This window comes from Longispora sp. NPDC051575 (assembly GCF_040681875.1).
GTDB lineage: Bacteria > Actinomycetota > Actinomycetes > Mycobacteriales > Micromonosporaceae > Longispora.
Genome location: NZ_JBFAZP010000008.1, coordinates 613445 through 633163, shown reverse-complemented (window position 1 = coordinate 633163; position 19719 = coordinate 613445). Strand labels below are relative to the sequence as shown.

General features: G+C 73.1%; 15 protein-coding genes. 6 read left to right on the top strand and 9 right to left on the bottom strand.

What is annotated here, in order from left to right; genetic code table 11:
• Window positions 1-272: 272 nt before the first annotated feature.
• From AB0M43_RS27020 to AB0M43_RS27000, 5 genes are all read right to left on the bottom strand, one after another.
• A complete protein-coding gene (locus AB0M43_RS27020; RefSeq protein ID WP_363728543.1) occupies window positions 273-1601 on the bottom strand; it encodes a M1 family metallopeptidase in 1329 nt (442 codons plus the stop codon).
• The gene (locus tag AB0M43_RS27015; protein WP_363728542.1) at window positions 1598-5503 is read right to left on the bottom strand and encodes a Pls/PosA family non-ribosomal peptide synthetase; all 3906 of its coding nucleotides are present in this window, start codon (window positions 5501-5503) and stop codon (window positions 1598-1600) included. The genes AB0M43_RS27020 and AB0M43_RS27015 overlap by 4 nt, the downstream gene beginning before the upstream one ends.
• A 169-nt stretch (window positions 5504-5672) precedes the next feature.
• A complete protein-coding gene (locus tag AB0M43_RS27010) occupies window positions 5673-5981 on the bottom strand; it encodes an AzlD domain-containing protein (RefSeq protein WP_363728541.1) in 309 nt (102 codons plus the stop codon).
• Window positions 5978-6694, bottom strand: coding sequence for an AzlC family ABC transporter permease (locus AB0M43_RS27005; protein WP_363728540.1), 717 nt, complete (start codon window positions 6692-6694; stop codon window positions 5978-5980). The genes AB0M43_RS27010 and AB0M43_RS27005 overlap by 4 nt, the downstream gene beginning before the upstream one ends.
• A gap of 10 nt (window positions 6695-6704) precedes the next feature.
• On the bottom strand, window positions 6705-7568 hold the full coding sequence (locus AB0M43_RS27000) for an AraC family transcriptional regulator (protein ID WP_363728539.1): 864 nt from the start codon (window positions 7566-7568) through the stop codon (window positions 6705-6707).
• A 69-nt stretch (window positions 7569-7637) separates the two neighbouring features.
• On the opposite strand from AB0M43_RS27000, the gene AB0M43_RS26995 reads away from it, so the two are divergent.
• The 4 genes from AB0M43_RS26995 (at window position 7638) to AB0M43_RS26980 (ending at window position 12495) form a co-directional block, all read left to right on the top strand.
• On the top strand, window positions 7638-7946 hold the full coding sequence (locus AB0M43_RS26995; RefSeq protein ID WP_363728538.1) for a hypothetical protein: 309 nt from the start codon (window positions 7638-7640) through the stop codon (window positions 7944-7946).
• Between the two features lie 89 nt (window positions 7947-8035).
• Window positions 8036-9898: a translational GTPase TypA gene (gene typA, locus AB0M43_RS26990; protein WP_363728537.1), complete on the top strand. Its 1863-nt coding sequence runs from the start codon at window positions 8036-8038 to the stop codon at window positions 9896-9898.
• A gap of 394 nt (window positions 9899-10292) precedes the next feature.
• Window positions 10293-11423 (top strand): dipeptide epimerase, encoded by a 1131-nt coding sequence (locus AB0M43_RS26985; RefSeq protein ID WP_363728536.1) that lies wholly within the window; start codon window positions 10293-10295, stop codon window positions 11421-11423.
• Window positions 11424-11730: 307 nt separating this feature from the next.
• Window positions 11731-12495 (top strand): serine hydrolase, encoded by a 765-nt coding sequence (locus AB0M43_RS26980; RefSeq protein WP_363728535.1) that lies wholly within the window; start codon window positions 11731-11733, stop codon window positions 12493-12495.
• Window positions 12496-12919: 424 nt separating this feature from the next.
• Here the strand turns inward: AB0M43_RS26980 and AB0M43_RS26975 are convergent, their stop codons facing one another.
• Window positions 12920-13696 carry a tyrosine-protein phosphatase gene (locus AB0M43_RS26975; protein WP_363728534.1) on the bottom strand — a complete coding sequence of 259 codons (777 nt, stop codon included), beginning with the start codon at window positions 13694-13696 and terminating at the stop codon, window positions 12920-12922.
• A gap of 71 nt (window positions 13697-13767) precedes the next feature.
• On the opposite strand from AB0M43_RS26975, the gene AB0M43_RS26970 reads away from it, so the two are divergent.
• Entirely contained in the window at window positions 13768-14631 is an 864-nt protein-coding gene (locus AB0M43_RS26970; RefSeq protein WP_363728533.1) for a C40 family peptidase, read from the top strand.
• A gap of 52 nt (window positions 14632-14683) precedes the next feature.
• Here the strand turns inward: AB0M43_RS26970 and AB0M43_RS26965 are convergent, their stop codons facing one another.
• The gene (locus AB0M43_RS26965; RefSeq protein ID WP_363728532.1) at window positions 14684-15679 is read right to left on the bottom strand and encodes a TerC family protein; all 996 of its coding nucleotides are present in this window, start codon (window positions 15677-15679) and stop codon (window positions 14684-14686) included.
• Window positions 15680-16088: 409 nt separating this feature from the next.
• On the opposite strand from AB0M43_RS26965, the gene AB0M43_RS26960 reads away from it, so the two are divergent.
• Complete coding sequence (locus AB0M43_RS26960; RefSeq protein ID WP_363728531.1) at window positions 16089-16376, top strand: antibiotic biosynthesis monooxygenase; 288 nt, start codon at window positions 16089-16091, stop codon at window positions 16374-16376.
• Between the two features lie 94 nt (window positions 16377-16470).
• Here AB0M43_RS26960 and AB0M43_RS26955 read toward each other — a convergent pair whose 3' ends face one another.
• Both AB0M43_RS26955 and uvrB read right to left on the bottom strand, forming a co-directional pair.
• Window positions 16471-17064 (bottom strand): GNAT family N-acetyltransferase, encoded by a 594-nt coding sequence (locus AB0M43_RS26955; RefSeq protein WP_363728530.1) that lies wholly within the window; start codon window positions 17062-17064, stop codon window positions 16471-16473.
• A 158-nt stretch (window positions 17065-17222) separates the two neighbouring features.
• Window positions 17223-19325, bottom strand: a complete 2103-nt coding sequence (gene uvrB, locus AB0M43_RS26950; RefSeq protein WP_363728529.1) for an excinuclease ABC subunit UvrB — start codon at window positions 19323-19325, stop codon at window positions 17223-17225.
• Window positions 19326-19719 lie beyond the last annotated feature (394 nt).

The window sequence follows — 19719 nt, the reverse complement described above, 5'->3', positions numbered from 1 at the left end:
TTTCGCCGGGCTGGGTGGGGCTGTGTGAGACAGGGTGGGAGGCTTCGCCGGGCTGGGCGTGAGCTTGCGGGTCGGAGGCTTTCGCCGGGCTGGGTGGGGCTGTGTGGCAGTGGGTCGGAGGCTTGTGCCTGGCTGGGCGGTGCTGGGGGCTGGCGGGGGCTGTCACCGGGCTGGGCGGGGCCCGTCGGCGTGGGGCAGAGGGGCGGCCTGGGCTGGGTCGGGCTGATGCGCGGCGGGGACCGCCCCACTCGTAACCCTCTGATGTTTGTGGTTCAGAGGTTCGGGAGCGGGGCGGAGAACAGCCAGGCGCCGAAGAGGTCGTCCAGGGGTTGCTGGGCGTAGCTGGTCGCCAGGGCCGTGAACTGGGCCGTCGTGACCGTGCCGTGCCGGTGGTCCGCCGTCCAGGCCAGCATCATCGCGAAGAACCGCTGGTCGCCGAGCCGGTGCCGCAGCGCGTGCAGGGTCAGCGCTCCCCGCTTGTAGACCCGTTCGTCGAACATCCGGCGCATCCCCGGGTCGGCGAGGACCAGATCCTGGGGGGACGCGGCCAGCCGGGCGTGCCACTGCCGGGCGTGCAGGGTCGCCGCCGGACCGCCGGACCGCTCCGACCACAGCCACTCGCTGTACGTCGCGAAGCCCTCGTTCAGCCAGATGTGCCGCCAGTCGGCGACCGTCAGGCTGTTGCCGAACCACTGGTGGGCCAGCTCGTGCACGATCAGCCGCTCGTGGGTGCGCAGTCCGTCGACCAGGTTCGCGCCGAACACCGACATGCCCTGGGCCTCGATCGGGTCGTCGAGATCGTCGTCGGTGACCACGATCTGGTACTCCTCGAACGGGTACGGCCCGAACAGCAGTTGCAGCTGCTCCATGATCTCGCCGTGCCGGGCGAAGTCGTGCAGGAACGCGGCACGCAACCTCGGCGGGTACGCGGCCCGCTGCGCGACCAGCCCCGTGGCGATCACCCGCTCCTCGTACCGGCCGATCTGCACGCCCATCAGGTAGGTCGGGGTGGGCTCGGGGCGGTCGTACACCCAGGTGGTGGTGCTGCCGCCCCGCCGGCGTTCCGTGAGGTTCCCGGTCACCAGCACCGTGTACGGCGAGTCGGTGGCGACCGTGACCCGGTAGGCGGCCTTGTCGGCGGGGTGGTCGTTGCACGGGAACCAGGACGGCGCGCCGATCGGCTGGCTGGCGACGAGGGAACCCTCGGTCAGCTCGTCCCAGCCGATGTCGCCCCACGGGCCGCTGACCGGGTGCGGGTTGCCGGCGTAGCGGACCTCGACCGTGAACGTCGCCCCGTTGGACACCGGCCTGGCCGGTGTGACGTGCAGCTTGTGGCCCCGGTGTGCGAACCGGGCCGGTTTGCTGTCGACCAGGACCCGGGTGACCCGCAGGCCCGCGAGGTCGAGGCTCAGCCGGGACAGGGCCTGGCGGGCCGTCGCGGTGATCCGGGCGTGCGCGGCGAGCCGGTTCGGGCCGACCCGGTAGTCGAGGTCCAGGTCGTAGTGGGTGACGGCGTAGCCGCCGTTGCCGTGCGCGGGGAGGTAGGAGTCGCCGGAGGTGTCCGCCCCGGGTCCCGGCGCGCCGGCCGCCGGGCGGCTCACCCGCGGTTCCACACGGCGATCGGGTTGCCCAGCCAGCGCGAGTCGGCCGGCACCGCGTCGCCCCGGGTCACCAGCGAACCGGGACCGACCGTGGTGCGGGCCCCGATGCTCGCGCCCGGCAGGACGATGCCGTGCGGGCCGAGGGTCGAGCCCTCCGCGAAGTCGACGCCGGACATGCTCATGATCCGGTCGTGGAACAGGTGGGTCTGCACGACGCAGCCCCGGTTGACGGTCGCGCCGGCGCCGAGGCGGACCAGGTCGGACTCCGGCAGCCAGTACGTCTCCAGCCACACGCCCCGGCCGATCCGCGCGCCCATCGTGCGCAGCCACAGGGTCAGCCACGGGGTGCCGCCGATCCGGCCCACGAGCCAGGTGACGGCCAGTACCTCCACGAACGTGTCGGCCAGCTCGTTGCGCCACACGAACGAACTCCACAGCGGGTGCTCCACGACCCGGAACCTACCCACCAGCAGCCACTTCATCACCGTGGCGGTGAGGCTCGCCAGCACGCCGGCGACCAGCAGCACGACGCCGGACAGCAGCGGGCCCCCGACCGGGCCGAGCCAGAACACCGCGCCCAGCACGCCCACGGCCAGCGCCGCCGAGCACATCACCGGCACGATCCGGGCCAGTTCCACCAGGGCCCGGGCCAGCTTGAGCCGGACCGGCGGCCGGAACGTGCGGCTCGTGTCGGCCGACTCCACCGACCGGCTGATCGCCATCGGGGGCATGCCCAGCCAGGAGCTGCCCTTCTTCGCCTTGCGGGGCGTGGACGACAGGACGCCGACCAGGCCCCGGTTCGGCACGCTGCGGCCCGGGGCGGTCATGCCCGAGTTGCCGAGGAACGCCTGCTTGCCGACGCTCGCGGGCGCGATGTGCAGCCAGCCGTGGCCCAGCTCGTAGCTGGCGACCATCGTGTCGTCGGCCAGGAACGCCCCGTCGGCGACCGTGGTCATCGAGGGAAGCGCCAGGACCGTGGACGCCTCCACGTTCTTCCCGATCCGCGCCCCGAGCAGCCGGAGCCAGACGGGGGTGAACAGGCTCGCGTACAACGGGAACAGGCCCGTGCGGGCCATCCCCATCAGGCGCTCGGTGAACCACGCCTGCCAGGCGACCCGGCCGTGCACCTTGTGGTAGCCCTCGCGCAGGCCGATCGAGAGCAGCCGGACGCCGAGGAGGACGAGGAGGGCGTAGGTCAGGAAGTAGCCGACCGTGGCGGCCGGCACGAGCAGCAGGGCGGTGCGCAGCGCGTCGGGCAGGGTCGCCGCGTCCGCGGTGGCGTAGCCGATCCAGGCGACGGCCGGGGCGGCGGCGACCAGGGGCAGCAGGCCCAGGAACAGGGAGGTCGTGCCGTAGACGAGGGACCAGAACCGGCTGCGCGGCGGGCGCTCCTCCGGCCAGCGGCGCGGGTCCGGGGTGTCCTCGGCGGCCGGCGAACCCGCCCAGCGCAGCCCCGCCGGGACCACGCCCAGCACGGTCGAGCCGGCGGCGATCTCGGCACCCTTGCCGATCCGCACCCCGGGCAGGAGCGTGCTGCGGCCGCCGACCCGGGCCCCGGCCCCGATCCGGACCTTTCCGATGTGTACGCGGTCCCCGTCGACCCAGTGCCCCGACAGGTCCACCTCGGGCTCCACGGCACAGCCCCGGCCGAGCTTGAGCATCCCGGTCACCGGCGGGGCCGAGTGCAGGTCGACGTCCTTGCCGATCTTCGCGCCGAGCGCCTTGGCGTACCAGGTCATCCAGGAGGCGCCCGACACGCCCGTGACGCCGCTGAACTCGGCGAGCTTCTCGGCCGTCCACAGCCGCAGGTGCACGGAACCGCCGCGCGGGTAGCGGCCCGCCTTCACGCCGCGCAGCAGCAGGCGCGCGCCGCCGGCCGCCAGCGCGATCCGGCCCGGCGGGCTGAACAGCACCACCCAGCCGGCCAGCAGCCACCACCACGAGGTCGTCGGCGCCCACGGCGTGTCCAGCAGGTTCGCCAGCGCCAGGGCCACCACCGACCAACGCAGGCCCACGAGGGTGAGCAGCGGCAGCAACAGCAGGGACTGGACGAGGCCCGTCCGACGCGGGGTCGGCGCGATCTCCCGGCGCACGCTCGTCTCGCCCGACAACGCGTCGAGGAACGCGGCCAGGCCGCCCAGGGTCGGGTTCTGGTAGATGTCGACGATCGCGACCTGCGGGAACCGGGTGCGCAGGTGCGCCACCAGCTGGGCCGCCGACAGGCTGCCGCCGCCGTTGCTGAAGAAGTCCGCCTTCGAGGCGCCGACCTGCACGCCGAGGATCTCCGCCCAGGCCTCCGCCAGCCACAGCTCCGTGCCCGAGAGCATCGTGCGGGCCAGGTCCATCGTGGACAGCGGCCAGGGCAGGGCGGCCCGGTCGACCTTCCCGGAGGTACGGGTCGGCAGGGTCGCCACCCGGGCCAGCAGCGGCACCAGCGCGGCCGGCAGGTGCTTGCGGAGCCGCTTGACGGCCTTGTCCGCGTCGAACGAGTCCGGGGCCACCACGTAGCCGACGAGCACCTGGTTGCCGGCCTTCGTGCGCTGCACCGCCGCCGCCGCGCCCACCACGTCGGGCAGGGCGGACAGGGCCGCGTCGACCTCGCCCAGTTCGATCCGGCGGCCGCCCAGCTTGACCTGCTCGTCGCCCCGGCCCATGAACAGCAGGCCCTCGGGGTCGGCGCGGACGATGTCCCCGCTGCGGTACGCCCGGGCCCAGCCCAGCGACTCCAGCGGCGCGAACTTCTCCGCGTCCTTCGCCTCGTCGAGGTAGCGCGCCAGGCCCACCCCGCCGATCACCAGCTCGCCCGTCTCCCCCATCGTGACCGGCTGGCCGTCCGGGCCGACGACGGCCAGCTCCCAGCCGTCCAAGGCCAGCCCGATCCGGACCGGGCCCTCGCCGGTCAGCTTCGCGGCGGTGGCCACCACGGTCGCCTCGGTCGGCCCGTACGTGTTCCACACCTCCCGGCCCTCGACCGCGAGCCGCTCGGCCAGCTCCGGCGGGCAGGCCTCGCCGCCGAAGATGAGCAGCCGGACCTCCTCCAGCGCGTCCGTGGGCCACAGCGACGCCAGGGTCGGCACGGTGGACACGACGGTGATGCCGCGTTCGACCAGCCAGGGGCCCAGGTCGACGCCGCTGCGGACCAGCGCCCGGGGCGCGGGGACCAGGCAGGCGCCGTGCCGCCAGGCGAGCCACATCTCCTCGCAGGAGGCGTCGAAGGCCACGGACAGGCCGGCGAGCACCCGGTCGCCGGGGGCGAGGGGCTCCTCCTGGAGGAAGATCCGGGCCTCGGCGTCGACGAACGCGGCGGCGGAGCGGTGGGTGACGGCGACGCCCTTGGGCTTGCCGGTGGAGCCGGAGGTGAAGATGATCCAGGCGTCGCCGTCGAGGGTGGCCTCGCCGGTGGCGGGGCCGTCCGGTGCCGGGGCCGGGACGGGGGCGGTCGGCGGGGGTTCGCTCTGGTCCGTGGCCGGGTCGGCGGGTTCCGGGGTCACCGGCCGGGGCGGGTCCACGATGGTCAGTTCGCCGCCGTCGCCGAGGACCGCGCGCACGCCCGCCTCGCCGAACACCAGCTCCGCCCGCTCGTCGGGGTCGTCGGCGTCCACCGGCACGTACGCCGCGCCGGCCGCCAGGACGCCGAGGATCGCGAGGTACAGCTCGGCGGTGCCCGAGGAGATCCGGATCCCGACCCGGTGGCCCGCGCCGACGCCCGCCGCGTGCAGCCGGCCGCGCAGCGCCTCGACCTCCTCGGCGAGCCGCCGGTAGCTCAGGGGCGAGCCGTCGGCGTCGAGGGCGGGGGCGTTCGGGTGCCGGCTGACGGTCTCGTGCAGGACGTCGACCAGGGTGCGTCCCGTCGGCGCCTCGGCGGTCGGGAAGACAGCGCGGGCTGCGACTGCGGTGGTCACCGGGGTGCCTCACTCTCCGGGCCCAGTTCGGTGCCCGACCTACAACCCTACGACAGCACGGTGAACGGGGCCGGTGTTCGGTGTGCAGAGCCACAGCAGCGTCGCAGGCCACGGTGACGCGGGTGTGGCGAACGGGTGAACGGGCCCCCAACCCGGTCGGGGAGGCACGTCACAGGAAGGCGCGGACCAGCCCCGTCGTCGCCGCCGCCGCGATCAGCACCACCAGGAACGGCGCGCGCAGGACGAGCGCCAGCACCGCCACCCCGAGCCCGGACAGCCGCGCCGGGTCCGCCGTCACCTCCCGGCCGCTCGTGAGCACCTGCACGGCGATCAGCGCGGCCAGCAGGGCCACCGGCACGAGCTCGGCGAACCGGGCGACCCTCGGCTGGTCGAGGAGGTCGCGGGGGGCGGCGAGGCCGGCGAGTTTCAGGGCGTAGCAGCCGACACCCACGGCGGCGATCGCGAACCACAACGTCATCGGGTACCTCCCGGGCGGCCGACGCCGGTGCCCCCGACGCCGCGCAGCGAGACCACCAGGGCCGCCACCGCCGCGACGAGTACCGGGGTGCCGGCCGGCAGCCACGGCGTGCCGGCCAGCGCCAGCCCGGCCCCGCCGACGGCCACCCAGCGCGCCACCGGGTCCGCCGCCAGGCGCGGCCACAGGATCGCGAGGAACGCCGCCGGGGCCACGACGTCGAGGCCCAGGGCGGCCGGGTCGCCGATCCGTTCGACGCCGAGCGCGCCGACGAGGGTGGAGAGGTTCCACAGGATGTACAGGGTGGCGAACGACGTCCAGAACCCGGCCCGGGCGGCTCCCCGGTCGGGCTGGCCGACCGCGACGGCCGTGGTCTCGTCGATCACGCCGTGGGCGGCGACGAACCGGCGCGCGCCGGTCACCCGGAGCACGTCGGCGAGCCGGAGCCCGTAGAGGGTGTTGCGGCCGCCGAGCAGGAGGGCGCCGACCGCGCCGACGAGGAGGCTGCCCCCGGTGGCGACGACGCCGACCAGGGCGAACTGGGACGCCCCGGTGAACGCGACGAGGCTCAGGGCGCAGGCCTGGGCGACGCTGAGGCCGGAGGTGACGGCGGTGGCCCCGAAGGCGAGGCCGGACACGCCCACGGCGAGGCCGAGGCTGAACCCGGCCCGGACGGCGGCCCGCCGGGTGACGGAGGGGGTGGTGGTCACGGGCATACCCCAGACGCTAGGCGCCCGGGCCCCCGCGATCTTGTACGTTCTTGCGCCCCGTCCCGCCCACGTCCCTGCGGTACGCCCCCGGGGGCACGCCCAGGTACCGCCGGAAGTGCCGGGTCAGGTGGGCCTGGTCGGCGAACCCGACGGCCGCGGCGACCCCGGCCGGCCGTTCCCCCGCCGCGAGCAGCGACCGGGCGCGCCGGATCCGCTCCCCGACCACGTACGCGTGCGGCGGCAGCCCGGTAGCCGCCCGGAACGCCCGCTGCAACGCGTGCGGCCCGAGCCCGACGTGCTCGGCGAGCTCCGCGAGGGTCGGCGGGGCGGTCAGGCGGTCGTGCAGCAGTTCGCAGGCGAGGGCGACGGCGCGCGGGGCGGCGGCGGGCCGCTCGGCGGGGGCGGCCCCGGCGTTGAGGCCGAGCAGGGCCACGAGGACCGCGTGCTGGGCGCTGGACGCGGCCAGGTCGTCCCCCCGGTCGGCGGCGCGGACGGCGGCGAGCAGCAGCCGGTACGCGGCCGGGTCGGTGACCGTGGACTCGCGGAACCAGGGGGTCCCGGGCCGGCCCAGTTCGGCGGACACCGCCCGCACGGTGGCCACGTCGGGGTAGATGATCCGGTACGACCAGCCCTCGGGGACGCCCGCCTGGCCGGTGTGCGGGACCTCCGGGTTGACGAACACGAGCGCGCCCGCGCCGGCCCGGACCCGGCCGCCGTCGACGTCCCACTCCTCGACGCCGTCGACGATGGCCCCGATCGCGTACTCCTCGTGGGCGTGCCGGGCGAACACGTGCCGGACGAACCGGGCGGTGAGCAGTTCGGTGCCGGGCAGGGCGGTGCGGCGCCAGTACCTCGCCCGCTCTACCCCGTCGATCCCCATACGGCCCACTCTAGGTCGGGGGCCGGGCGCCGCCGAGAGCCAATCAGGAGCCCCTGGACCCGTTCCCCGGTGTTCGCGGGACGTCGAGGGGCCAGCCGCCGGGCCGTCCCGAACGGCCCCGTCCGGCGCAGGCCCCTGGAGCTGGACGTACCACCGGAGGAGCTGGCCGAACGGCTCGTCGACGTCGTCGCGACCGGTAGGTGGCCCTGGCCCCGGGCGATCGCCGCCCTGGAGTCGCTGGACCTGACCGCTGTGGCCCCGCGACGGCGTGACCTGGCGGAACGTGACACCCGGGTCGTGCCGATGGACCGCCAGGCCGACGACCAGCTCCGGGAGGCGGTCCGCCGGCCGCTCGCGGGACCGGACCAGTCCCACTAGGTACCAGATGATGGTTTTTTGGGGCTTTATGAAAGTGACAATCGGCACCCGGGGCCCGGCCCGTCGAGGGGACCAGGGACGATATAGGGATGTCGCTCCGCTCCGATCTCCGCAACTTTGCGATCATCGCCCACGTCGACCACGGGAAGACCACCCTCGTCGACGCCATGCTCCGTCAGGCCGGAGCGTTCAGCGCCCGCGCCGAACTCGTCGACCGGGCCATGGACTCCGGCGATCTGGAGCGTGAGAAGGGCATCACGATCCTGGCCAAGAACACGGCGGTGCACTACCACGCGCCGGACGGCCAGGAATTCACCCTGAACATCATCGACACCCCCGGCCACGCCGACTTCGGCGGTGAGGTCGAGCGCGGCCTGACCATGGTCGACGGCGTGGTGCTGCTCGTGGACGCCTCCGAGGGCCCGCTGCCGCAGACCCGGTTCGTGCTCCGCAAGGCCCTGGCCGCGAAGATGCCGATCGTCCTCGTGATCAACAAGGTCGACCGGCCCGACTCGCGGATCAAGGAGGTCGTGGACGACACCTACGAGCTGTTCCTCGACCTCGACGCCACCGAGGAGCAGATCGACTTCCCGATCGTCTACGCCTGCGCCCGCGACGGCATCGCCTCGCTGACCCAGCCGGCCGACGGCACCGTCCCGGAGGACAGCGAGAACCTCGAGCCGCTGTTCCGCACGCTGCTCACCACGATCCCGGCCCCGACCTACACCGAGGGCGCGCCGCTCCAGGCGCACGTCACCAACCTCGACGCCTCCCCGTTCCTCGGCCGGCTCGCGCTGTGCCGGGTCCGCGAGGGCGAGATCCGCAAGGGTCAGCAGGTCGCCTGGTGCAAGACCGACGGCACCATGCAGAACGTCAAGATCACCGAGCTGCTGATGACCGAGGGCCTCGAGCGCAAGCCCGCCGAGAAGGCCGGCCCCGGCGACATCATCGCCATCGCCGGCATCGCGGACATCATGATCGGCGAGACCCTCGCCGACTCCGAGAACCCGGTCGCGCTCCCGCTGATCACCGTCGACGAGCCGGCCATCTCCATGACCATCGGCACCAACACCTCGCCGCTCGTCGGCCGGGTCAAGGGCTCCAAGGTCACCGCCCGGATGGTCAAGGACCGGCTCGACAAGGAGCTCGTCGGCAACGTCTCGCTCCGGGTCCTGCCCACCGAGCGCCCCGACGCGTGGGAGGTGCAGGGCCGTGGCGAACTGGCGCTGGCCATCCTCGTCGAGCAGATGCGCCGCGAGTCCTACGAGCTGACCGTCGGCAAGCCCCAGGTGGTCACCAAGCAGATCGACGGCAAGCTGTGCGAGCCGGTCGAGCGGGTCACGATCGACGCCCCCGAGGAGTACCTCGGCGCGATCACCCAGCTGCTCGCCACCCGCAAGGGCCGCATGGAACACATGACCAACCACGGCACCGGCTGGGTCCGGATGGAGTGGCTCGTCCCGTCCCGCGGCCTGATCGGCTTCCGGACCGAGTTCCTCACCGACACCCGGGGCACGGGCATCATGCACCACGTGTTCGAGAAGTACGACGGCTGGTTCGGCGAGCTGCGCACCCGCAACAACGGCTCCCTCGTCGCCGACCGGGCCGGCGTGGTCACGGCCTTCGCGATGACCAACCTGCAGGAGCGCGGCTCCATGTTCGTCGAGCCCACCACCGAGGTGTACGAGGGCATGATCGTCGGCGAGAACTCCCGCGCCGACGACATGGACGTCAACATCACCAAGGAGAAGAAGCTCACCAACATGCGGCAGTCCACCAGCGACGAGACCGAGAAGCTGGTCCCGCCGCGGAAGCTGTCCCTGGAGCAGTCGCTCGAGTTCTGCCGCGAGGACGAGTGCGTGGAGGTCACCCCGACCGCCGTGCGGATCCGCAAGGTCAGCCTCAGCGCCACGGACCGGGCCCGCGCCACGGCTCGCCGCAAGCACGCCTAGGCACCCGCGTCGGAAAGGCCCCCACACTCCAGGTGCGGGGGCCTTTCCCGTTCACAAACCATCATCCGGGTACGAGTGACCGCGCCCCCTGGCCCCTCCCGGGCTCACCACGCCCACCCGCGCCCACCCCGACGGTCGGCGCGCGATCCCCCGCGTCCCCTCGGCGCACCATCCCGCAGCGCCCCGCCCCACCGAGGCGCGCCATCCCCGGCATCCCGCCCGACCCCGGTGCGCCATTCCCGGCACCCCAGGGCCTACCCCCCGCGCTCCGGCACGCCCTCACCCGGCTCTCCCGCCTCTTCCCCAGGGATCCGCACCCCCTCCGGGCTGGCGCGCCCCACCAACCCTTTTCTGGCCCCTCCCAAGCTGGCCACGGCGACGTAGTGTCGTCGGGGTGACGATCACCGAGGTCCGTACCCACCGGCTCAGCATGCCGCTGCACACCCCGTTCGTGACCGCGCTGCGCACCGCCACCACCATCGAGTCCCTCGTCGTGGAGCTCGTCGACGCCGACGGCCGGTCCGGGCTGGGCGAGGCGCCCGAGGTGTGGCGGGTCACCGGCGCGTCCCTGCCCGGGGCGGCCGCCTGCGTCGAGACCCTCACCCCGCTGCTCCTCGGCGCCGACCCGGACGACCTGGTCGCGCTCACCCGCCGGATCGCGGCCGCCGTCGTGGGCAACGAGTCCGCCAAGGCCGCCGTCGACGTCGCCCTGCACGACCTCGCGGCCCGCCGGCTCGGTGTCCCGCTGGTCCGGCTGCTGGGCGGGACCGCGCTCCGGGTGGCCACCGACGTCACACTCGCCGCCGGCACTCCGGAGCAGCTCGCCGCCGCCGCGCGGGCCCGGGTCGCCGAAGGGTTCACGGTGCTCAAGATGAAGGTCGGCACGGACGCGGCCGGGGACCTGGCCCGGGTCGCGGCCGTCCGCGAGGCGGTGGGCCCCGGCTCGGGCTCGGGCCCCGGCTCCGGCTCCGGCTCCGGCTCCGGCTCCGGCTCCGGGGTGACGATCCGGCTCGACGCCAACCAGGGCTGGACGCCCCGGGAGGCCGTCCGGGTGATCCGCCGGATCGAGGACGCCGGCCTGGACGTCGAGTTCGTCGAGCAGCCCGTCGCGGCCGCCGACCTCGACGGCCTGGCCTGGGTCACCGACCGGGTCGACACCCCCGTCATGGCCGACGAGAGCGTCTTCTCCGTCCGGGACCTGGTCGAGGTCATCCGCCGCCGCGCCGCCGACCTCGTCAACGTGAAGCTCGCCAAGTGCGGCGGCCTCGGCCCCGCCCGCACCCTCCTCGAACTGGCCCGCGCCCAGGGCATGGGCACCATCGTGGGCTCCATGATGGAGGGGCAGCTGGGGGTCGGGGCGGCGGCGAGCCTCGCCTCGGCGTACGGCACCACGGCCGTCGCCGACCTCGACGCCGCCTGGTGGCTGACGGCACCCCCGCTCCGGGACGGCCCGCGCTACGACGGCGCCACGGTCGTGCTCCCCGACGCCCCCGGCCTCGGCGTCACCCTGGACGGGCGCGGATGACCCCGCCCCCACGACCCCGCCCGGTGTGCGCGAATGACCCCGGAACCCCGGCACTCGGCCCCGCGTTTGCGGACGACCCCGCACCCACCACCCCGCTCGGCGTGCGCCAAATGGCCCCGGACCCCACCACCCCGCCCGGCGTACCCGGATGGCCCTGGCTCCTGGGGCCTCGCCCAGCCTGCGCGAATGACCCCGGCCCCCACGACTCCGCCCGACGTTCGCGGATGACCCCAGACCCCACCACCCGGCCCGGATGACCCCGGCTCCCGGCGCCTCGCCCGGCGTACCCAGGAAAGGAGCGTTCTAGATGCTCTCGGTTTTCGTCGCCGCCCTCGGCGAGCCCGGCGCGCCACGGCCCGCCTGCGAACGGAACGCGGACGTGCCGCACTACGCGGCCAGCACGATGAAGGCGGCCGTCCTCGCCGCGCTGTACCGCGCCGCCCTCGACCTCGACGCCCCCGTCCCGGTCCGCAACGGTTTCCCGTCCGCCCTCGACGGGGTCGAGTTCGCCAGCACGCCCGGCTACGACAGCGACCCCGAGGTGTGGGCCCGGCTGGGCGGCGAGGCGACCCTGCGCTGGCTGGGGTACCGGATGGTGGTCCGCTCCTCCAACTTCGCCACCAACCTGGTCCTCGCGCACGTCGGGTTCGACGCCGTCGCCGACGTGTGGCGGACGGCCGGCGCGCGGCACAGCGTCACCGGGCGCGGGATCGAGGACTACCGGGCCAACGAGGGCGGCATCGCGAACCTGGTGACCGCCCGGGACCTGGCCGCTCTGATGGCCACCCTGGAACCGGAGGTCCTCGACGTGCTCGCCGCCAACGAGCACCGGGTGGACCTCGCGGCGGGCCTGCCCGCGGGGACCAGGATCGCGTTCAAGAACGGCTGGATCGACGGCTGCCGGCACAGCGCGGGCATCGTGTACCCGCCCGACGCCCCGCCGTACGCCATCGCCGTCTGCTACTCGGGGCCGCTGGCGAACGGCCGGGCGACGGGTGACCCGGCGGCCCGGCTGCTGGCCCGGATCTCGGCGGGGGTGTGGGCGCGCCGCCGGTCACTGGGCGCGCCCTAGGCCGCCGTGTGCCGCACCGGCCGGGTAGGACGTGCCGACAAGCCCCGGCCCGGCCCGCATGCCCCGACAACCGGCCCGGGAGAGCTACGGCAATCCCGCATGGGGCGCCCTCAGGGTCAGCATGTCGTCGGGCGGTGCCGACAAGCCCCGGGGCCCGATCGTCGGGCAGTGCCGACAAGTAGACGTCATCCTCGGTACGCCTCCGCGAGCAGACGTCAGTCCCGGCGAGCCACCGACAAGCAGACGTCGGCCCCGGCACGCCGCCCACAAGCAGACGTCGGTCCCGCCGCACCGCCGACGAATCCCCCTCGTCGAACGCCCAACGCCTCCCCGGTCCCGGGCTGTGACCGGGCAGACGCACCCCAAGCTTCCTAGGGGGCTGGCTCGAATGAGGCGCGCCTCCCGGCGTACCCGTCGAAGGGTCTCATGCCAGCAGGTTCCGGCGCAGCGCCGCCGGCTCCACCCCGAGCCCGGCCGTCACGAACGTCGCGAAGTCCGGATACCCCCGGTCGACCTCCTCGAACGCCGCCGCCAGATACGCCTCCCGCGCCTCGATCAGCGGCGCGAACAACCCCACGTCCCGGACCAGCCCCCGCACCCGCAGCCCCTCCAGCAGCGCCCGCGACTGGTCGGCCGAGGTGTTGGTCCGCAGGTAGTCGGCGAACACGGCCTCCCGGTCCACGCCCACGGCGGTGAGCGCGACGGCCGCCAACCAGCCCGTGCGGTCCTTGCCGGCCGTGCAGTGGAACAGCACCGGAACGCCGGCCGGATCCGCCAGGGTCGCCAGCGCCGCCCCGAACTGGGCCCGCGCGCCCGGGTGCGTGACGAACCAGCGGTACATGTCCACCATCAGCTGCTCGCCCCGGCCGTCGCCGAGGAGCTCGGCCTGCCGGTCGGGGTCGCCGCTGCCGATCGCGGCGGTCATCAGGGCGTAGATGTCGAGGTCCTCGTCGTAGACGGAGAGGGCGCGCAACACCGGGCCGGTCGGCAGCCGGTCCGCGCCCAGGGTCGCGACCTCGGGGCCGCCGCGCAGGTCGAGCACGTGCGCCAGGCCCCAGCTCTCGACGACCGCGATATCGTCGTCGGTGAGCCGGACCAGCGAGTCCGCCCGGTACGCCCGGCCAGTGGCGAGTCTCTCTCCCCGCGCCGTGACGTGTTCTCCGAGGTCACGGGTGTTGGGGGCACCGCTCAGCAGAGTCATGGCCCCATGGTGCCGGACGGACCGGTTATCTTGGCCTTCGGGTGTCGGAAGTCCACAGCGAGGAGAGAGTCATGCACAGGGCGACAGTGGCGGTCGGGGTGGGCACGGTGTGGACCGGTCCGGAGGCTGCGCGGGATGTCGACTCGCCCGCGTTGAGCACACCCGCGCACCCCCGGCACTGGCTGAACGCCATGACCACCGCCGACCGGGCCGACCTCAACGGCCGGACGCTGACCCAGGTCCGGCTCGGCGAGTCCGTGCTGGTCGACGAGGTGCGCGGCGAGTGGACGCGGATCATCGCCCCCCGGCAGAGCACCGACCAGGACGAGCGCGGCTACCCGGGCTGGCTGCCCAGCGCCCAGCTGACCGAGTTCACCCCCGCCGACGAAGCCGACTACGTGGTCGACGCCACGAGCATCGCCCTGCTCGACGAGCCGAACGGCGACGTCACCCTGCCGGCCGTCGTCCTCGGTACCCGGCTGACGTCCGCCGGCCCCTCGCAGCGCGGCTGGGCCCCGATCCGGGTGCCCGGCGTCACCGAGCCGCTCTGGGGGCGGCTGCGTGACCTGCGGGCCGCCGACGCGCCCGCGCCCGACGCGATGACGGTCGCCTGGCGGATGCTGGACGTGCCGTACGTGTGGGGCGGCCTGTCGGCGTACGGGATCGACTGCTCCGGCCTGGTGTACGTGGCCCTCGGCGGCGCGGTGCCCCGGGACGCGGCGGACCAGTACGCGGCGGCCACCCCGGTCGAGCGGGGCACGGAGCAGGCCGGCGACCTGTACTTCTTCGCCCGGGACGGCCAGCCCGTCCACCACGTCGGCTTCGTGGTCGGCGACGGCCGGATGCTGCACGCGTGCGGGACCACCGGCCGGGTCGTGTGCGAGGAACTGACGGCGGAGCGGGTCGCGACCCTGTTGGGGATCGGCCGGCTGTAGACGCGACAGGGCGGCGACCTCCTCGGAGGTCGCCGCCCTGATCAGAGGCTTTCTACGACGCAGCGCGCAGGTCGCGCTTCTTGTCCCGCGAGGACTTCGCCAGGCTCAGCACCGTGGTCACCACGAGCGTGCCCAGGATGATCGTGAGGGACAGCCAGATCGGGATGTGCGGCACCCAGGAGATCTTCTCGCCGCCGTTGATGAACACGACGTTGTTCTCGGCGAGCGCCTCCATCACCAGCTTCACGCCGATGAAGCCGAGGACGATCGACAGGCCGATCGACAGGTAGACGAGGCGGTCGAGGAGACCGCCGATCAGGAAGTACAGCTGGCGCAGGCCCATCAGCGCGAACACGTTGGCCGTGAACACCAGGTAGGGCTCCTTGGTGAGCCCGAAGATGGCCGGGATCGAGTCCAGCGCGAAGATCAGGTCCGTGGTACCGATCGCGATCATGACGACCAGCATCGGGGTGAACATCTTCCGGCCGTTGAGCCGGGTGGTCAGGTCCGCGCCGTGGTACTCCTTCGTCACCGGCAGCACCCGGCGCGTCACCCGGATGAGGATGTTCTCCTTGAACTCGTCATCGTCGGTCTCGCCGCCCTTGGCCAGCTTGATCGCCGTGAACACCAGGAACAGGCCGAAGAAGTAGAAGACCCAGACGAACTTCTCGATCAGCGCCGCGCCGGCCGCGATGAACGCGCCACGCATGATCAGTGCTATCACGATGCCGACGAGCAGCACCTTCTGCTGGTAGATCCGGGGGACCGCGAAGTTCGCCATGATCAGGACGAACACGAAGAGGTTGTCCACCGACAGGCTGTACTCGGTGACCCAGCCGGCGAAGAACTCACCCGCGAACTTGGGCCCCGAGGTCGCCAAGATGCCGAACCCGAAGGCGACGGCCAGCCCGACGTAGAAGACGACCCAGAGGGTGGACTCGCGGATCGACGGCTCGTGTGGGCGACGGCCCACGATGGCCAGGTCGAACAGGAGCAGGGCGGCGAGCCCGACCATGGTCGCGATCCACACCCAGGTTGGGATATTCACTGTTCCTCCGGCAGGCGCAAAGCATCACCGGAGGTCTCTTCCGCCGCTACGACCAGCGACCGACGGTCCCGGGTTCCCGAGGGAACCGTGCTGACGAGACCGCCGCGGGGGAATACTCCCCTCCTTGTACGCCCCATTGTCTCCCATGGCCTGCGCGGAAACGACTTCGGGGCGCAACTTGTCTGCACTGTCACCACCGCCCGGCGGGTTCGCACCCCGGCGTCCGGTTCGCCCGCGCCGGCCGCCCCACCACGGACAGCGCCTGCCGTCAATGCGACGTATCTGCATGAACACGGTATTCATGGCCCGATGATCCCGACCGCACGGTCCTGAGGCCCGGTCCGAACGTGGCCACGATCGCTCTTTGCGTACCTTGCGTGAGCCTGTGGACACTGGCAGGCTGCGGTGCATGATTCTCGAAGTCGCCCTCATCGACGTCGTCCCCGGCCAGGAGGAGGAGTTCGCCGCGGCGTACGCCAAGGCCCTCCCCCTGCTCGCCACCACCCCCGGCTGCCAGAAGGTCCGGATGACCCGGGGCATCGAGTCGCCGTCGAAGTTCGTCCTGCTGGTGGAGTGGGACAGCGTCGAGGCCCACGTGGAGAACTTCCGGAACTCCGAGCGCTTCGAGCAGTGGCGGGGCCAGATCGGTGGGTACTTCGCGGCCCCGCCCGTGGTGGAACACTTCAACGACCTGTAGGCACCTGTGACCGGCACGCCCGGGGTCCGCCCCAGGCGTGCCGAAACCCCGCGGACCACCAGACGGGTACCGGCCGGCACGGGTGCCCCCAGGTTCAGGCGTTCGCCCGGCGCACCGACCCGCCCGGCCCACCCACGGCCCGCCCGTGGATCGTCACCGTCTCCGGCAGCGCCACCTGCCGCACCATCCGCACCTCGTCGAACCGGACATCGCCCACCGCGAGCCCGTTGGGGACGACCCCGTACACCGTGAAGCCGCAGTCCTCGTACAGCGCCACCGCGCCGTGGTTGTTGCCCCGGACCGACAGCAGCGCCACCTCCACGCCGACGGCCGCCACCGCGTCGACCAGGCTCGTCACGACCCGCCGCCCCAGGCCCAGACCCCGCGCCGACGGGTGCGCCATGATCCGGCTCAGCAGGGCCGTGTGCCCCTGCGGTCCGGGCGCGCCCCGCGCCCACGAGCCGAGCGCCTCGACCCGGCCGTCCACCCGGCAGAGCACCATCCCGGCCCGGCCCCCGGCGATCCCGCCGAGCAGCGAGTCGATCCACGCGTCGACCTCGGCCCGGTCGGGGGTGGCCAGGAAGCCGACCGCGCCGCCCACGTCCACGACCGCAGCGATCACCCGGTGGATCTCGGCGCGCAGCCGCTCGTCGGGCACCCCGACCCACTCCTCGACGACCACAGCCACCGACCGCCCGGCACCGTCAGGGTGGCGCGGGCCCGCCGGTCGCCTCGCGTCGGCATCGGCGGCCGGTCCGGGCCAGGGATCCGAGGGGCCCGGGGAGACCGGGCCCGCACCCGGGTCGCGTGGGCCGGCCCCGGTCTCCCCGGGGCCCCGCCCGCCGGTCACACCCCCGCCGCGTCGAGCTGCCGGAGCTCCTTCTTCAGCTCCTTGATCTCGTCCCGGATCCGGGCCGCCACCTCGAACTGCAACTCCCGGGCCGCGCCCAGCATCTGCTCGTTGAGCTGACCGATCAGGTCGGCCAGGTCGGCGCGCGCCATGCCCGGCTCCGCCGCCGTGGTGCTCCGGATCCGGCCGCTGCCCGGGCCGCCCGGCACCGGGGACTTGCCCCGGGACAGCTGCCGGCCGCCGCCGACCAGCGCGGCGTCGGTCTCCTCGGCCTCGCGGTAGATGCCCTCGAGCACGTCGCGGATCTGCTTGCGCAACGGCTGCGGGTCGACGCCGTGCGCCTCGTTGTACGCGATCTGTTTGGCGCGGCGCCGGTCCGTCTCGTCCAGCGCCTGGGCCATCGACGGCGTGATCTTGTCCGCGTACATGTGGACCTGGCCGGACACGTTCCGCGCCGCGCGGCCGATGGTCTGGATCAGCGAGGTCGCCGAGCGCAGGAAGCCCTCCTTGTCGGCGTCCAGGATCGCGACCAGGGACACCTCCGGCAGGTCCAGGCCCTCGCGGAGCAGGTTGATGCCGACCAGGACGTCGTAGTCGCCCTTGCGCAGCTCGCGGAGCAGCTCGACCCGGCGCAGGGTGTCGACCTCCGAGTGCAGGTACCGGACGCGGATGTCGTGTTCCAGCAGGTAGTCGGTGAGGTCCTCGGACATCTTCTTCGTCAGCGTGGTGACCAGCACCCGCTCGTCGCGCTCCGTCCGGATCCGGATCTCGTGCATCAGGTCGTCGATCTGACCCTTGGTCGGCTTGAGCACCACCTCGGGGTCGATCAGCCCCGTCGGCCGGATCACCTGCTCGACGAACTCGCCGCCGGTCGCGCGCAGCTCCCACGGGCCGGGCGTCGCCGACAGGTAGACCGCCTGGCCGACCCGCTCCGTGAACTCGTCGAACCGCAGCGGCCGGTTGTCCATCGCCGACGGCAGCCGGAAACCGTGGTCGACCAGGGAACGCTTCCGGGAGGCGTCGCCCTCGTACATCCCGCCGATCTGGGGGATCGTCACGTGCGACTCGTCGATGACCGTGAGGAAGTCCGCCGGGAAGTAGTCCAGCAGGCAGTGCGGGGGGCTGCCGCCGTCCCGGCCGTCGATGTGCCGGGAGTAGTTCTCGATCCCGGAGCAGAAGCCCACCTGGCGCATCATCTCCAGGTCGTAGGTGGTGCGCATCCGGAGCCGCTGGGCCTCCAGCAGCTTGCCCTGCCGGTCCAGCTCGGCGAGGCGCTCGGCCAGCTCCACCTCGATCTGACCGATCGCGCGCTCCATGCGCTCCGGGCCGGCCGCGTAGTGGGTCGCGGGGAACACCACCATCGAGTCGACCTCGCGGACCACGTCGCCGGTCAGCGGGTGCAGGTAGGAGAGCTTCTCCACCTCGTCGCCGAACAGCTCGATCCGGAGCGCCAGCTCCTCGTACGCCGGGATGATCTCGATCGTGTCCCCGCGCACCCGGAACGTGCCCCGGACGAAGGCCACGTCGTTGCGGGTGTACTGGATGTCGACCAGCCGGCGCAGGAACGTGTCCCGGTCCAGCTCCTCGCCCATCTTCACGACGGCGGCCCGCTCCAGGTACTCCTCCGGCGTGCCCAGGCCGTAGATCGCGCTCACCGTCGCCACCACGATCACGTCCCGGCGGCTGAGCAGGCTCTTCGTCGTCGAGTGCCGGAGCCGCTCGACCTCCTCGTTGACCGAGGAGTCCTTCTCGATGTAGGTGTCCGACTGCGCGATGTACGCCTCGGGCTGGTAGTAGTCGTAGTAGCTGACGAAGTACTCCACCGCGTTGTGCGGCATCAGCTCGCGGAACTCCGTCGCCAGCTGCGCGGCCAGGGTCTTGTTCGGGGCCAGCACCAGCGCCGGGCGCTGCAACTCCTCGATCAACCACGCCGTCGTGGCGCTCTTGCCCGTGCCCGTGGCACCCAGGAGCACCGAATGCTCCTCGCCGCGCCGCACCCTCGCGGCCAGCTCGGCGATCGCCGTCGGCTGGTCGCCAGCCGGCTTGTAGTCACTCACAACCTCGAAACGACCCGATGCCCGGGGGATGTCCAGCGCCATGGAACCCACCGTACGCGCCAGGTACGACATCCCCGATTTACGATGCGCCAACAAGCCCCAAAAGCATTGTGCCCCCAAGATCCCGGGGCTAGCCTCGATCGTGCAGCAGGCGGTGGCGACCTTTCCCGGCGGATGACCTCGGTCAGAGCCCCGGGCACCGGTCGCAGCTCCCGACCCCACACGTCGGTGAGCGCATCGGGCGTCGGTCGACCTCGTGTCGACCGGGGTCGTCGAGCCTGCCAAAAGGGAGAGCTTCGCCCCACCTGGCGAAGCTCTCCTCTTTGGGTGGGTGGGGCCCGCTGAGGGCGACGATGCGCGCGTTGTCGGCGTTTCCGCATACAACACCGGTATGCGGAAACGCCTCCGCCTTCGCCTCGCCGCCCTCAGCGGGCCA

Bases quoted from the DNA above. Each gene is read 5' to 3' on its own strand.
- AB0M43_RS26960 (WP_363728531.1), top strand. From the start codon at position 16,089: ATGATTCTCGAAGTCGCCCTCATCGACGTCGTCCCCGGCCAGGAGGAG.
- uvrB (WP_363728529.1), bottom strand. From the start codon at position 19,325: ATGGCGCTGGACATCCCCCGGGCATCGGGTCGTTTCGAGGTTGTGAGT.
- AB0M43_RS26970 (WP_363728533.1), top strand. From the start codon at position 13,768: ATGCACAGGGCGACAGTGGCGGTCGGGGTGGGCACGGTGTGGACCGGT.
- AB0M43_RS26975 (WP_363728534.1), bottom strand. From the start codon at position 13,696: ATGACTCTGCTGAGCGGTGCCCCCAACACCCGTGACCTCGGAGAACAC.
- AB0M43_RS27005 (WP_363728540.1), bottom strand. From the start codon at position 6,694: ATGCCCGTGACCACCACCCCCTCCGTCACCCGGCGGGCCGCCGTCCGG.
- AB0M43_RS26980 (WP_363728535.1), top strand. From the start codon at position 11,731: ATGCTCTCGGTTTTCGTCGCCGCCCTCGGCGAGCCCGGCGCGCCACGG.
- typA (WP_363728537.1), top strand. From the start codon at position 8,036: ATGTCGCTCCGCTCCGATCTCCGCAACTTTGCGATCATCGCCCACGTC.
- AB0M43_RS27000 (WP_363728539.1), bottom strand. From the start codon at position 7,568: ATGGGGATCGACGGGGTAGAGCGGGCGAGGTACTGGCGCCGCACCGCC.
- AB0M43_RS27010 (WP_363728541.1), bottom strand. From the start codon at position 5,981: ATGACGTTGTGGTTCGCGATCGCCGCCGTGGGTGTCGGCTGCTACGCC.